Source organism: Chromobacterium sp. FG89 (genome assembly GCF_057808735.1).
The window spans coordinates 57,242-70,727 of record NZ_JBMDIQ010000026.1; the positions used below are offsets into that span (position 1 = coordinate 57,242).

The window sequence follows — 13,486 nt, forward strand, 5'->3', positions numbered from 1 at the left end:
CCTCCGTCCGGTATCGATCTCTTAATCCGCGGTCTGCCGCTCGCCGCGCGCTTCGGCCTCGCCGGCCTTGGGTTCCGGACATTCCGGGCGCAGCCAGTGGCGCAGCATGGTCAGGGCCACCGCCAGCAGGGTGGGGCCGATGAACAGGCCTATCACCCCCCAGGCGATCAGGCCGCCGATCACGCCCAGGAAGATCAGCGACAGCGGCATCTGCGCGCCCTGGCTGATCAGCAAGGGCTTCAGGATGTTGTCTATGGTGTTGATCAGCAAAAAGCCCCAGACCAGTAGAAAGATGCCCAGGCCGGTGTTGCCGATGTAAAACACCCAGGCGGCGGCCGGCAGCCAGACGATCAGCGTCGGCATCTGCGCCACCGCGACGATGAAGCAAAGGAAGCCCAGCACCAGCGCGCCGGGCACGCCGGCGATCAAGAGGCCGATCACGCACAGAATGGTCTGCGCCAGCGCGGTGCCCACCACCCCGGTGGTGACGCTGCGTATGGTGCGGGCGATCACGTCCGGCAGTTCGCCGGCCGGCGCGCCGCCCAGCTTGATCACGATCAGCTCCACCATGTCCCACAGCCGGTCGCCGTTGATCAACAGCAGGCCGGACACGATGATGGCCAGCACGATCTCCAGCAGGCTCAGGCTGAGATTGGCGCCGCCGGACAACAGCCACAGCGCGCCCTGGTTCACCGCCGGGCGGATCTTTTCGAAGAAGCCGGGCAGGTCGGCCTGCACGCTGCCCCACAGCTTTTGCAGGCTTTCGCCTACCACCGGGATATTGGCCAGCCAGGCCGGCGCGTTGGGCAGGGTCAGCTGGGTCAGATCATGGGTGAGGCCGGACAGATGGGGCAGGGTGTCCGCCAGCGTCAGCGCCATCAGGCCGATGGGAATGGCCAGCGCCAGCGCCAGCGCCAACACGATGAGCAGGGCGGCCAGCTTGTGGCGCTCCCCCAGTTTTTGCCGCAGCCGGCAATGCAGCGGCCAGGCGGAAATGGCGATGATGGAGGCCCAGGTCAGGGCGCCGAGAAAGGGTTGGATCACGCGCAGGCAAGACATCACCAGCAGGGCGATGATGGCGATCTGGAACACGGCCAGAATGCTGACATTGGAGAACGCTTTATTGATGGCCATGGGGCTCTCGGAAAATGAAAACGGGCCGATCGGAAGATCGGCCCGCTGATTCTGCAATGCAATGGGCGTGAATGCAATTGGCGCTTGCGGCTATTGCGGATTCGCCGCCGCCAAGGTCTTGGCGAAGGCTTCCGCCGGGGTGAAGCCGATCACGCGGTCCGCCTCCTGGCCCAGCTTGTCGAACAGGATGATGCCCGGCGGGCCGAACAGGCCGAAGCGCTTGAGCAGCGCCTGGTGCTCGGCGTTGTTGGCGGTCACGTCGGCCTTGGCCAGCACATAGCCCTGCATCTGGCGGCTGACCGCGGCGTCCGGGAAGGTTTCCGCCTCCATCTCCTTGCAGGACACGCACCAGTCGGCGTAGAAGTCCAGCAGCAGCGGCTTGCCTTCCGTCTTGGCCCTGGCCAGCAGCGCGTCCAGCTGAGCGCTGTTCGCCACCGGCTGGAACACGGCGGCGGCCTTGGCTTCCGCCTGGCCCTGGCCCAGCCAGCGCAAGGGGTAGCGCGGGTTGTCGGCGCCGGCCAGCAGGCCGGCCAATTGGGCCGCGCCTATCAGCAGCAGCGCCACGCCGGCGGCCTTGCCCAGCCGCCGCGGCGCGCCGGCGTTGCCGGGCAGCGCTTCCAGCGCGCCCAGGGACACCGCGCTGCCTATCAGCAGCAAGGCCCACAGCAGCATCACCAGCGCGCCCGGCAGGAAGGGCGTGGCCAGCCAGACGGCCAGGCCCAGCATCACCACGCCGAAGCAGGCCTTGACGGTTTTCATCCAGCCGCCGGCGCGCGGCAGCACCTGGCCGCCGAAGGTGCCGATCAGGATCAACGGCAGGCCCAGGCCCAGCGCCATCGCGTACAGCGCGGCCCCGCCCAGCGCGGCGTCGCCGGTGCTGCCGATATAGCCCAGCGCCAGCGCCAGCGGCGGCGCGACGCAGGGGCCGATGATCAGCGCGGATAGCGCGCCCATGATGAACACGGTGGCGAACTTGCCGCCGGACATGCGGTTGGAGGTGTCGGCCAGCCGCGACTGCAGCGCCGACGGCAGCTGGATGGTGAACAGATCGAACATGGACAGCGCGAACACCACCATCAGCGCGCTGGCGCTCAGCACCACCGCCGGCTGTTGCAGCCACACGGTCAGCAGCGCGCCGGTGAGGCCGGCGACCACGCCGACCAGGGTATAGGTCAGCGCCAGGCCCTGCACATAGGTGAAGGACAACAGGAAACCGCGGCGGCGGGTCAGCGTTGCGCCCTGGCCGGCAATCAATGAGGAAACGATGGGCAGCAGCGGATACATGCAGGCGGTGAAGGCCATGCCTATGCCCGCCAGCAGAAAGGTGCCCAATGTGGTCAGCCAACCCTGGGCTGCCAGCTCATTGTTGCCGGCCGAGGACTTTCCCTGCGGGGAGGCCTCCGACAGCCATTCGCCCAGCTTGCCGCCGGCGGCCGGCGTGCCGCCCACCTTGAGCTTGTGGGTGTAGGGCGGGTAGCACACGCCGGCGTCGGCGCAGCCTTGCAGTTTGACCTGCAGTTCGAATTCGGCCGGCGCATTGGGCTGCAGGGGCACGGTCACCACGTTCTTGCCGATGAACACGGTCTGCTTGCCGAAGTACTGGTCGTTCTTTTCCTTGCCGGCGGGGAATTGCGGCGTGCCCACCAGATTGGCCGGCTGGCTGCTGATCTGGGTGCGGTCGCGGTACAGGTAGTAGCCGGGGGCCACGTCCAGCGTCAGCTGAAGCTGGTCGCCGGCGCGCTCAACCTTGGCGGCGAAGGCTTGTTCGGCCGGCAGCAAGTCGTCCTGGTTGACGGCGTGCGCGGGCAGGCTCAAGCCCAGGCAGGCCAGCGTGACCGCGAGCAAGCCCACGATCCGGGATGAGAGTAGCGATAAGTTGATTGGCACGGGATGACTCTATGGTTTATGGTCGTTAGCGTTTGAATGACCGGCGCGCGAAGGCTTGGTTCCATGGCGGCCGGGCGGGGTGCGGAAGGCGGCGGACTTGGTCGCGGCCGCGTCTTGCTATGCGAAAACAATATGCATTAAATTCAAATAACGGGCAAACGGTAAGATAGAATATTTATATAAAAACTAGGGCGCAATACCAGACATCATGCGAGAAACGATTCACTTTGCTCATGCCAACAGTTTCCCGGCCTCGGTTTACCGCAAATTCCTGGACGCGCTGGGCGAGCGCTGCCAGGTGGGCTTCCTCGACGCCATCGGCCACGATCCGGCCTATCCGGTCACCGACTGCTGGCCGCATCTGGTGGAGGAAACCATCGCCCACATCGAAAGCCACTATCAGGGCCCTATCGTCGGCGTCGGCCATTCTCTGGGCGGCTTCCTGATGTTCTACGCGGCCTTGCGCCGGCCGGAGCTGTTCAAGCGCATCGTGATCCTGGATTCGCCGCTGATGGGGCCGTTCCGCTCGCGCGGCATCTGGCTGGCCAAGAAGCTGGGCTTCATCGATCGCATCACCCCGGGCGGCAACACCCTGAAGCGGCGCGACAACTGGGCGTCGGTGGCCATGGTTCACGACTACTTCGCCCGCAAGTCCATGTTCGCCCGCTTCGATCCGGACTGCCTGGCCGACTACGCCGAGCACGGCACGGTGGACGACGGCCAGGGTGGACGCAAGCTTAAATTCCGTCCGCGGATCGAACATGACATCTATTGTTCGCTGCCGCATGATTTTCCGCGTTATCGCGGCCAATTGAAAGTGCCGGCGGCTTTTATCGCCGGCGTCGGCTCCGACGTGTTGAAACCGGCGGACCTGCGCTTCATGCGCAAGCACTTCAATATCCAGGTGCAGATGCAGCAGGGCAGTCATCTGTTTCCGCTGGAACGGCCGGTGGAAACGGCGCGGCGCATCCTGGATCTGCTGGAGGCCTGAGCCGGGATCCCGCGGCGCAAAAAATGGAAGCCCGGGGGCTTCCGTTTTGACTGCGGCTTGCGTTTGAGCGGCGAAGCGCCGCCGCTTCCAGGCGGGCTAGATGGGGCGGATCTCTTGCGGGTAGAGCAGGGCGATATGGGCTCTACCTTCGGAGCGGTCGGTCAAGAACAGCTGGGCCAACAACAGATGCTGTTCCGGCAGGGAGTTCAGGTCGGTCTTGATCTTGTCGAACAGTTCGGCCTTGTAGGTGGCTTGGTCGCGGCCACCGGCTTTGCTGGAATAGGTTTTCAGCGCCCAAGCATGGCCGACATGGGCCAGCTCGGGGTTGCTCAGTCCCAGTTTGTTATAAATGACGCCTTTGGCGTCCGAGCCGTCCTCGTCGGAGTAAGCGAGCAGGGAGAAGCTAGGGCCGCTGAGATTCAGGGCGGAATTCAGCTTGTCGGCCACGTTTTCGATATAGGGCTCGAAGTAGCAGGTGTATAGCCAGGCAGGCAGCGGGATGGGCGGCTTGATGACGGGCAGTTTGATGTGGGTGGTGGGATAGAACAGGGTGATGGTGGCCTTGCCGCCCTTGCTGTCCGACAGCAAGAGCTTGGCGCCGAAAGCCTCGGCTGGCGACAAGCTGTTCAGTTTGTGGCGGATCTTGTCGAATAATTCTGTATTGTAGGCGGCCTGATCGTCGCCTTTGGGCTTGGCCTCGATATAGAGTTTCTGCCAGCCGGCATTGTTCTTCTGGATATTGCCCTGGTTGGCCGGCGCATAAAACACCACGCCCTTGGCCGGATTTTCTTTCTCGTCGGCCACGGCGGCGATAATGTGATGATTGGCCCGCGACAGTTCATCGGTGCGCTGTCTGATCTTCTCCAGCAGCTCATCAATATCATTCTTAAACTCGGCAATATAATCCCAATAGTTCGACATTGAATGACTCCATTGCGGTTGAATGGCGCGGCGGTGTCGCGCTCTGAATGGATTGTATGTCGGTGGCAAATGTGCGCGGCTGACAAAAGCTGAACGCCGCTTCAGCGACGGCGGGCGGCATGGGCGCTTGGCGTGGGTTCTCAGGGGGCAAAGCAAAACGCCCGGCGGAGCCGGGCGTTGAAGTTGGACGACAAGTTTTACTTACAGCATCGCCAGCCGCTGGCGCACGCTGCGCTCGATGCCGGCGGCGTCCAGGCCGCAATCGGTCAGCATGCCGGCCGGGTCGCCGTGCTCCACGTAATCATCCGGCAGGCCCAGTTGCAATACCGGTTTGAGGATGCCCATCGCCTGCATCGCCTCCAAACAGGCCGAGCCGGCGCCGCCCATCACCACGTTTTCCTCCACGGTGATGATCAGATCGTGGCTCTCCGCCAGCCGGCATACCAGTTCCGCGTCCAGCGGCTTGACGAAGCGCATATCGGCCACGGTGGCGTTCAGCGCCTCGGCGGCGGCCAGGGCCGGCGTCACCATGCTGCCGAAGGCGAGGAAGGCCACTTTTTCGCCCTGGCGGCGCAACAGGCCCTTGCCCAGCGGCAGCGCCGTCATCTCGGCCTGGATCTCGGCGCCGGGGCCGGTGCCGCGCGGATAGCGCACCGCGGCCGGGCTATTCATCTGGAAGCCGGTGTACAGCATCTGCCGGCATTCGTTTTCGTCCGAGGGCGCCATCACCGTCAGATTGGGAATGCAGCGCAGGAAGGACAGATCGAAGGCGCCCGCGTGGGTGGGGCCGTCCGCGCCCACCAGGCCGGCGCGGTCGATGGCGAACAGCACCGGCAGATTCTGCAGCGCCACGTCGTGGATCAGCTGGTCGTAAGCGCGCTGCAGGAAGGTGGAGTAGATCGCCACCACCGGCTTGACGCCGTCGCAGGCCAGGCCGGCGGCGAAGGTGACCGCGTGCTGTTCGGCGATGGCCACGTCGTAATAGCGGTCCGCGTGCTCCTGCTCGAAGCGCACCAGGCCGGAGCCCTCGCGCATCGCCGGGGTGATGCCCACCAGGCGCGGATCGCGCTTGGCCATGTCGCAGATCCAGTCACCGAACACCTGGGTGTATTGCGGCTTGCCGCCGCCCTTGCCGCTGGCCAGGCCGTTGCTGGGGTCGAACTTGGTGACGCCGTGGTATTTGACCGGGTCGCTCTCCGCCAGCTTGTAGCCGTGGCCCTTCTTGGTGACGATGTGCAGGAACTGCGGGCCCTTGAGGCTGCGGATATTGCTCAGGGTGTCCACCAGCACGTCCACGTCGTGACCGTCGATCGGGCCGATGTAGTTGAAGCCGAACTCCTCGAACAGGGTGCCGGGGGTGAAGAAGCCCTTGACGTGCTCCTCCACCTTGCTGGCGATCTCCTTCAGCGGCGGGGCGATGCCCAGCACCTTGCTGGAGCCTTCGCGCATCGCCGCGTAGAAGCGGCCGGACATCAGCTTGGCCAGGTAGTTGTTCAGCGCGCCGACATTGGGCGAGATCGACATCTCGTTGTCGTTGAGCACCACCAGCAGATCGGTGTCCATCGCGCCGGCGTTGTTGAGGGCCTCGAAGGCCTGGCCGGCGGTCATGGAACCGTCGCCGATGATGGCCACGCACTTGCGCTCAATGCCCTGGGTCTTGGCGGCCACCGCCATGCCCAGCGCCGCGCCGATGGAGGTGGAGGAATGGCCGACGCCGAAGGTGTCGTACGGCGATTCGTCGCGCTTGGGAAAGCCGGCCAGGCCGCCTTTCTGGCGCATGCTGCCCATGCGCTCGCGGCGGCCGGTCAGAATCTTGTGCGGGTAGGTTTGATGGCCCACGTCCCACACCAGGCGGTCGTCCGGGGTGTTGAACACATAGTGCAGGGCGATGGTCAGCTCGATGCTGCCCAGGTTGGAGGCGAAGTGGCCGCCGGTCTTGCTGACGCTTTCCACCAGGAAGTCGCGCAGTTCCGTGGCCAGCGGCGCAAGCTGCTGGCGCGACAGCTTGCGCAGGTCGGCGGGGCTTTGAATGGTCTCGAGCAAGGGATACATAGTTTTCTGCTTCTCAGAACGAGCGCGCGACGATGTAGTCGGCCAGTTCCTTCAATCGTTGGGCGGAATCGCCAAATCCTTCCAGCGCGGCAAACGCCTCGTCGCGCAAGTCGCGGGCAAACTGCTTGGCTTCGGACAGCCCCATCAGGCTGACGTAGGTGGGCTTGTCGTGGGCGGCGTCCTTGCCGGCGGTCTTGCCCAGGGTGGCGGTGTCCGCTTCGCAGTCCAGCACGTCGTCCACCACCTGGAAGGCCAGGCCCATGCGCTTGGCGAACACGTCCAGGCGGGCGGTCTCGTTCTCGCTCAGCGGCCGGCCGGCCATGGCGCCCAGCAGCACCGACGCGCGGATCAGCGCGCCGGTTTTCAGCAAATGCATATACTCCAGCTCAGGCTGATTCAGCGCCTTGCCCACGCTGGCCAGATCGATGGCCTGGCCGCCGGCCATGCCGGCGTGGCCGGCGGCGCGCGCCAGCGTATGCGTCATCGCCAGCTGGGCGGAGGCCTCCACGCCGGCCATGGGCGCGGAGAGCACGTCGAAAGCCAGGGTTTGCAGCGCGTCGCCCACCAGGAGCGCGGTGGCCTCGTCGTAAGCCACGTGGCAAGTGGGCTTGCCGCGGCGCAGCACGTCGTCGTCCATACAGGGCATGTCGTCGTGCACCAGGGAATAGACGTGGACCATCTCCAGCGCGGAGCCGATGCGGGCCAGATTGTCGGCGCTGGCGCCTACCAGTTCGCCGGCGGCGAACACCAGCAGCGGGCGCACCCGCTTGCCGCCGCCCAGGCAGACGTAGCGCATCGCTTCGTGCAATTTTTGCGGCGTGTGCTGAGGGGAGGGCAGCAGGCGCTCCAGCGCGCCTTCCACTTGCTGCTGGATCTCGGTCATCCAGGCCATGAACGGTTTATTGTCCATTGGACAATTCCAGCGGTTTGAGTTCGTTGTTTTCCAGGATTTTCAGCTGCTGTTCCGCGTCGGCCAGTTTGGTCTGGCAGAACTTGATCAATTCTATGCCCTGCTTGTAGGAGCCGAGCGCCGTTTCCAGCGGCATGTCGCCGCTTTCCATCGCCTGGATGATGTCTTCCAGTTGGGCCAGTGCGGTTTCGAAACTGGCCGGCGCTTTGCTGGCTTTAGCCATGGCGTTTTCCTTATTGTGCTTTGTGGTGGCCGGACCGTGCGTGTTCTATCGGTGTCGCGTGGGCGCGGGCGGCTCTTTAAGGCCGTCATTCTAGTCCAATTTCCCGGTGCGGCGACAGAGGCGATTGAGCGCTTTTGGCAAGCGCGAATGCCGTGGAGATGCCGGCGGCGCGGAAAGTGAACGCGCCTAGCGGACAATTCCCCGCCGCCCACATTTGCGGTAGGGTGTCGCCAATTGAAAACGACAGGGGCCAGCATGCATTCGCAACCATCCATTCTGATCACCGGCTGCTCCAGCGGCATCGGCTACCACACCGCCGTCATCCTGGCCCAGCGCGGCTGGCGCGTGATCGCCAGCTGCCGCGCCGCCGCCGACGTGGAGCGCCTGCGCAGCGAGGGCATGACTTGCATCCGGCTGGACGTGGACGACGCCGATTCCATCCGCGACGGCCTGGCCCAGGCGGTGGAACTGGCCGGCGGCCGCCTGGACGCCTTGTTCAACAACGCGGGCTTCGGCCAGCCGGGCGCGGTGGAGGACATCAGCCGCGCGGCGATGCGCGAGCAGTTCGAAACCAATCTGTTCGGCCCCTGGGAGCTGAGCAACGCCGCGCTCAAAGTGATGCGCGCCCAGGGCCATGGCCGCATCGTGTTCAACAGCTCCATTCTGGGCTTCGCCGCCATGCGCTGGCGCGGCGCTTACAACGCCAGCAAGTTCGCGATGGAAGGCCTGTGCGACACCCTGCGCCACGAGCTGCACGGCACCGACATCCATGTGTCCCTGGTGGAGCCGGGGCCGATAGAAAGCCGTTTCCGCCCCAATGCGCTGGCGCGTTTCCTGAAGAACGTGGACATCGACGCCAGTTTTCACCGCGAGGCCTATCAGCAGCAGCTGGCGCGTCTGAAGAAAGAGGGCCACGCCGCGCCATTCACCCTGCCGGCCAGCGCGGTGGCGGAGGCGGTGCACCGCGCCATCACCGCGGCCAAGCCGGCGGCGCGCTACCGGGTGACTTTCCCCACCAAATTGTATTGGTGGCTGCGTCGCCTGCTGCCAACCCGTTGTTTTGACTGGGCATTGCGCGCGGCCACCTGAGGCGGCGCCAAGTCCTTGGCTTAGCATGAGTTTTTCTATGCATAGACATGTATTTTCTTTGATGCCATTTTGATAGTTTCTTGTTGATCTAGCCCGCGGATTCGCTTTACAGTCACGGCACTTGCTCATGGCATTTCCTCATGCCGGAGCAGGCATAACAATAGAGACGCCGGGTTTCCCGGCTCCGTGACACAAAGGAGTAAGCGAGATGAATCGCTGGAAATGGCTGCCCCTGCTGCTGGCGGGGGCGGGCCTGCTCGCGTCCGCGCAAGCGGCCGATATGAGCAAGACGCTAAAGGTGTCCTTCCTGGCGCCCGAGACCGGATTCGACCCGGCCAAGATGAGCGATATTTATTCGCTGGGCGTGATCGAGAACATTTTCGACAATCTGCTCAGGTACGACTATCTGGCGCGGCCGCTCAAGCTCAAGCCGGGCACCGCCGTGGCCCTGCCGGAGATATCGGCGGACGGCCAGGTGTTCACCTTCAAGGTCCGGCCCGGCATTTATTTTGCCGACGACCCGGCCTTCAAGGGCAAGAAGCGCGAGCTGACCGCGGCGGACTACGCCTACAGCATCAAGCGCTTTGCCGACCCCAAGGTCAGCTCGCCCAACGCCACTTCCTATACCGACTACGTGCTGGGATTGGCGGAGGCGGGCAGCGCCGCCAGCAAGAAAGGGCGCTTCGACTACGACAAGCCTATCGAAGGCATCAAGGCGCTGGACCGCTACACCCTGCAGCTGACGCTGAAAAAGCCCAATTACAACTTCCTCTACACCGTGGCCGCCAAATTCAGCGGCGCGGTGGCGCGCGAGGTGATTGAAACCTACGACAGCAACACCAACGCCCACCCGGTGGGCACCGGGCCGTTTGTGCTGAAGGAATGGAAGCCGGGCAACCGCATCATCCTGGAAGCCAATCCTGGCTACCGCAAGGAAGTGTTCGCCGACGAGCCGGCCGCCGACGCGCCGCCGCAGGACCGCGAAATCGCCGAGCAACTGCGCGGCAAGACCCTGCCTGTCATCGGCCGCGTGGACATCAAGGTGATAGAAGAAGAACAGCCGCGCTGGCTGTCCTTCCTCAACAAGCAGATCGACTACATCGGCGTGCCCAAGTCCGCCATCCCGTCCACCGTGCACAGCAGCGAGGCCAACCCCTTCCAGGCCAGCCTCAACCCGACGCTGGCGCAGCGCGGCATCCGCCTGCACCACAATCTGGGCATGGACCTGACTTACGCCTTCTTCAATATGCGTGACCCGGTGGTGGGCGGCTACAGCAAGCAAAAGATCGCCTTGCGCCGCGCCATCGCCATGGCCTACCCCAGCAAGGAAGTGATCAAGCTCTTGTACAGCGGCCAGGCCATCCAGCTGCAAAACCTGGTGCCCTTGAACATGGTGGGCAACGATCCGCGCTTTCACGGCGCGGCGGACTTCGATCCGGCGCTGGCTAATGCGCTGCTGGACCAGGCCGGCTACAAGATCGGTCCGGACGGCTACCGCCGCCAGCCCAACGGCCAGCCGCTGCTGATCACCCAGGCCACCCAGGGCAGCGCTTTCGACAAGCAGTTCAACCAGATCTGGCAGAAGGCCTTTGACAGCATCAAGCTGCGCGTCACCTTCAAAGTGGCCAAGTGGAATGAAAACCTCAAGGCCGCCTACGCCGGCAAGGTGCAGATGTGGTCCTTGGGCGGTTCCGCCGCCATTCCGGACGGCGACGACTTCGTCACCGGCCTGTGGACCAAGCAGATCGGCATCGGCAACCTGCCCTTCTTCAGCCGGCCGGAGTTCGACAAGGCCTATGAGGCGTCGCAAGTGCTGCCCAACGGGCCGGAACGCGACGCGCTGTTCGACCGCATGAACCGGGTGGTGGCCGCTTACCAGCCCTATGTGCTGGGCGTGACCCGCTTCGAAAACGTCGTCAGCCACGACTATCTCAAGGGTTACAAGCCGCATCCGCTGGCCACGATTGGGGTGTCCTGGCGTTATGTCGACATCGACCTGAGCAAGCGCCGCTAAGCGCCTTGATCCGGGGCGCAGCCGCGCCGCTATATTCTGGAGAAGCAGATGTTCAATTTCATCATCCGCCGAATCTGGCAGATGGTGCCGACGATGTTCGGCGTCATGCTGCTGGTGTTCGTGCTGTTCAACTGGGTGGGCGGAGACCCCACCTACATCCTGGCCGGCAAACGCCTGACGCCGGAAATCATGGCCAATATCCGCGCCCAGCTGGGCCTGGACCTGAGCCTGCCGCAGCAGTTCTGGCTCTTCGTCAAGCAAGTGGCCACCTTCGACTTCGGCACCTCCTGGTCCACCCAGCAGTCCGTCACCGCCACGCTGGCTTCGCGCATCGGCCCCTCGCTGACGCTGACCGGCACCTTGCTGGTGTTCGAACTGCTGACCGCGCTGCCCATCGCCATCGTCGTGGCTTACTACCGCGGCACGCTGACCGACCGCATGGTGACGCTGATCTGCACCGTGGCCATGTCCGTCAGCTCGCTGGCCTACATCATCGTCGGCCAATACCTGCTGGCCTTCAAACTGGACTGGTTCCCGGTGATGGGCTGGGACGACGACAGCCTGCTGCGCAGCTTGCTGATCTATGTGCCGCTGCCGCTGATCCTGGGCATGCTGGTGTCGCTGGCGCCCAATGTGCGCTTCTACCGCAGCTTCGTGGTGGAAGAACTGGGCCACGACTACGTGCGCACCGCGCGCGCCAAGGGCTTGTCGGAAAAAACCGTGCTGTTCAAGCACGTGCTGCGCAACGCGCTGATCCCGGTGGTCACCGCGGTGATGATGTCCTTGCCCTTCCTGGTGCTGGGCTCGATGCTGCTGGAGCGCTTTTTCGGCATTCCCGGCATGGGCAATGAACTGCTGATGGCGGTGGACAAGAGCGATTTCCCGGTGATCAAGGCCATTACCGTGACCATCGCCGCCGCCGCCATGGTGTTCAACCTGCTGGCCGACATCATCTACAAGTGGATCGATCCACGCGTGCAACTCAAGTGAGCGCGGAGCACAAAACATGACAACATTGCAAAACACCGCCGGCGTGCCGCCGGCCGCCCCCTCGCGCAGCCTGTGGGCGCTGGGCTGGCAACGCTTGAAGCGCGACCGCATCGGCTTCGTCTCCCTGTGGGTGGTGGCCGCCTTCATGCTGCTGGCCGCCGCCGGCTGGCTCAATCTGGCCGGCCGCGGCTGGAACGACGAAATCGCCGCCTCCTACGCGCCGCCCACTTTATTGCTGGAGAAATACCGCCAGCAGGAAACGCCGGCCGCGGCCGGCGGCCAGTCCACCGCCATTGTGCCCACCGAACGCTTGAAACCGTCGGAAGATCCCATCCACGACTGGCTGGAAGCCGCGCGTCCGCACGCCGCCCAGTACGCTGTGCCGGAAGTGAAGAAAGTGGCGTCGCTGACCTTCGGCGCGGATCAGCGCGGCCGCGACATCCTGGACAAGGTGATCAAGGGCACCGCCACTTCGCTGCTGGTGGGCTTCTTCGGCGCGCTGCTGTCCATCCTGATCGGCACCTCGCTGGGCGCGATGGCCGGCTATTTCGGCCGCAAGGTGGACGACTTCCTGATGTGGTTCTACAGCGTGTTCACCTCGGTGCCGGACATGCTGCTGCTGCTCGCCTTCGCCGCCGTGGCCGGGCGCGGCATCGCCACCGTCATTCTGGTGCTGTCGCTGACCAGCTGGACCGGCACCTTCCGCCTGGTGCGGGCCGAGTTCATCAAGAACCGCTCGCGCGAGTACGTGCAGGCGGCGGACGCGATCGGCGCCAGCCACAGCCGCCGCATGTTCATCCACATCCTGCCCAATGTCTCCCACCTGCTGCTGGTGCAGTTCTCCCTCTTGATGGTGGGCCTGATCAAGTACGAAGTGATCCTGTCCTTCCTCGGCTTCGGCGTGGACGTGCGCCAAGTGAGCTGGGGCTCCATGCTGGCGGAAGTGCCGGAAGAGCTGTTGCAGGGTTATTGGTGGCAGCTGGCCATGGTGGTGGTGTTCATGTCCACCCTGGTGACCGCCTTCAGCATGTTGACCGATGCGCTGCGCGACGCGCTGGACCCGCGCGCGGCGGCGAAGTGAGCGGGGAGAACAGACTATGACTCAGAACCAGACCCTGCTGTCGGTGCGCAATCTCAAAGTGGCGTTCCGTCAGGAGAACGGCGGCGATTTCCAGGCGCTCAAGGGCGTTAGCTTCGACATCCCGGCCAAGCGCACCGTCGCCTTGGTGGGCGAATCCGGCTCCGGCAAATCGGTGACCTCCATGGCCATCATGC

The 13,486-nt window shown here is 64.3% G+C and carries 12 protein-coding genes; 6 read left to right on the plus strand and 6 right to left on the minus strand.

All coding sequences use genetic code 11. The features are described 5' to 3' along the window. Window positions 1–21: 21 nt before the first annotated feature. Both ACODRW_RS20675 and dsbD read right to left on the minus strand, forming a co-directional pair. Window positions 22–1,134: an AI-2E family transporter gene (locus ACODRW_RS20675; RefSeq protein WP_107799101.1), complete on the minus strand. Its 1,113-nt coding sequence runs from the start codon at window positions 1,132–1,134 to the stop codon at window positions 22–24. 90 nt (window positions 1,135–1,224) lie between these two features. Beyond that, window positions 1,225–2,985 carry a protein-disulfide reductase DsbD gene (gene dsbD / locus ACODRW_RS20680; protein WP_488906586.1) on the minus strand — a complete coding sequence of 587 codons (1,761 nt, stop codon included), beginning with the start codon at window positions 2,983–2,985 and terminating at the stop codon, window positions 1,225–1,227. A gap of 244 nt (window positions 2,986–3,229) precedes the next feature. On the opposite strand from dsbD, the gene ACODRW_RS20685 reads away from it, so the two are divergent. Then, window positions 3,230–4,012: an alpha/beta fold hydrolase gene (locus tag ACODRW_RS20685; RefSeq protein WP_107799099.1), complete on the plus strand. Its 783-nt coding sequence runs from the start codon at window positions 3,230–3,232 to the stop codon at window positions 4,010–4,012. Window positions 4,013–4,108: 96 nt separating this feature from the next. On the opposite strand, the gene ACODRW_RS20690 is transcribed toward ACODRW_RS20685, so the two are convergent. The 4 genes from ACODRW_RS20690 to ACODRW_RS20705 form a co-directional block, all read right to left on the minus strand. Continuing rightward, complete coding sequence (locus ACODRW_RS20690) at window positions 4,109–4,933, minus strand: hypothetical protein (RefSeq protein WP_235089198.1); 825 nt, start codon at window positions 4,931–4,933, stop codon at window positions 4,109–4,111. Window positions 4,934–5,134: 201 nt separating this feature from the next. Further along, window positions 5,135–6,985, minus strand: coding sequence for a 1-deoxy-D-xylulose-5-phosphate synthase (gene dxs, locus ACODRW_RS20695; protein WP_227103849.1), 1,851 nt, complete (start codon window positions 6,983–6,985; stop codon window positions 5,135–5,137). 13 nt (window positions 6,986–6,998) lie between these two features. Continuing rightward, the gene (locus tag ACODRW_RS20700) at window positions 6,999–7,895 is read right to left on the minus strand and encodes a polyprenyl synthetase family protein (RefSeq protein WP_488906585.1); all 897 of its coding nucleotides are present in this window, start codon (window positions 7,893–7,895) and stop codon (window positions 6,999–7,001) included. Next, the gene (locus tag ACODRW_RS20705) at window positions 7,885–8,118 is read right to left on the minus strand and encodes an exodeoxyribonuclease VII small subunit (protein ID WP_048412271.1); all 234 of its coding nucleotides are present in this window, start codon (window positions 8,116–8,118) and stop codon (window positions 7,885–7,887) included. Before ACODRW_RS20705 ends, ACODRW_RS20700 begins: the two co-directional genes overlap by 11 nt. Window positions 8,119–8,373: 255 nt before the next feature. Here ACODRW_RS20705 and ACODRW_RS20710 point away from each other — a divergent pair, with 255 nt between their 5' ends. From ACODRW_RS20710 to ACODRW_RS20730, 5 genes are all read left to right on the plus strand, one after another. Then, entirely contained in the window at window positions 8,374–9,207 is an 834-nt protein-coding gene (locus ACODRW_RS20710) for an SDR family NAD(P)-dependent oxidoreductase (RefSeq protein ID WP_107799095.1), read from the plus strand. Window positions 9,208–9,415: 208 nt separating this feature from the next. Then, on the plus strand, window positions 9,416–11,221 hold the full coding sequence (locus ACODRW_RS20715) for an ABC transporter substrate-binding protein (RefSeq protein ID WP_107799094.1): 1,806 nt from the start codon (window positions 9,416–9,418) through the stop codon (window positions 11,219–11,221). A 48-nt stretch (window positions 11,222–11,269) separates the two neighbouring features. Continuing rightward, entirely contained in the window at window positions 11,270–12,211 is a 942-nt protein-coding gene (locus tag ACODRW_RS20720; protein WP_107799093.1) for an ABC transporter permease, read from the plus strand. Window positions 12,212–12,227: 16 nt separating this feature from the next. Next, window positions 12,228–13,292, plus strand: coding sequence for an ABC transporter permease (locus ACODRW_RS20725; protein WP_486636933.1), 1,065 nt, complete (start codon window positions 12,228–12,230; stop codon window positions 13,290–13,292). A 16-nt stretch (window positions 13,293–13,308) separates the two neighbouring features. Next, a partial coding sequence (locus ACODRW_RS20730) for an ATP-binding cassette domain-containing protein (RefSeq protein WP_488906587.1) occupies window positions 13,309–13,486 on the plus strand: 178 nt, incomplete at its 3' end.

What these genes read in the sequence shown, in the direction of transcription:
- ACODRW_RS20675 (WP_107799101.1), bottom strand. Translation starts at nt 1,134, where the DNA reads ATGGCCATCAATAAAGCGTTCTCCAATGTCAGCATTCTGGCCGTGTTC.
- ACODRW_RS20685 (WP_107799099.1), top strand. Translation starts at nt 3,230, where the DNA reads ATGCGAGAAACGATTCACTTTGCTCATGCCAACAGTTTCCCGGCCTCG.
- ACODRW_RS20690 (WP_235089198.1), bottom strand. Translation starts at nt 4,933, where the DNA reads ATGTCGAACTATTGGGATTATATTGCCGAGTTTAAGAATGATATTGAT.
- dxs (WP_227103849.1), bottom strand. Translation starts at nt 6,985, where the DNA reads ATGTATCCCTTGCTCGAGACCATTCAAAGCCCCGCCGACCTGCGCAAG.
- ACODRW_RS20700 (WP_488906585.1), bottom strand. Translation starts at nt 7,895, where the DNA reads ATGGACAATAAACCGTTCATGGCCTGGATGACCGAGATCCAGCAGCAA.
- ACODRW_RS20705 (WP_048412271.1), bottom strand. Translation starts at nt 8,118, where the DNA reads ATGGCTAAAGCCAGCAAAGCGCCGGCCAGTTTCGAAACCGCACTGGCC.
- ACODRW_RS20710 (WP_107799095.1), top strand. Translation starts at nt 8,374, where the DNA reads ATGCATTCGCAACCATCCATTCTGATCACCGGCTGCTCCAGCGGCATC.
- ACODRW_RS20715 (WP_107799094.1), top strand. Translation starts at nt 9,416, where the DNA reads ATGAATCGCTGGAAATGGCTGCCCCTGCTGCTGGCGGGGGCGGGCCTG.
- ACODRW_RS20720 (WP_107799093.1), top strand. Translation starts at nt 11,270, where the DNA reads ATGTTCAATTTCATCATCCGCCGAATCTGGCAGATGGTGCCGACGATG.
- ACODRW_RS20725 (WP_486636933.1), top strand. Translation starts at nt 12,228, where the DNA reads ATGACAACATTGCAAAACACCGCCGGCGTGCCGCCGGCCGCCCCCTCG.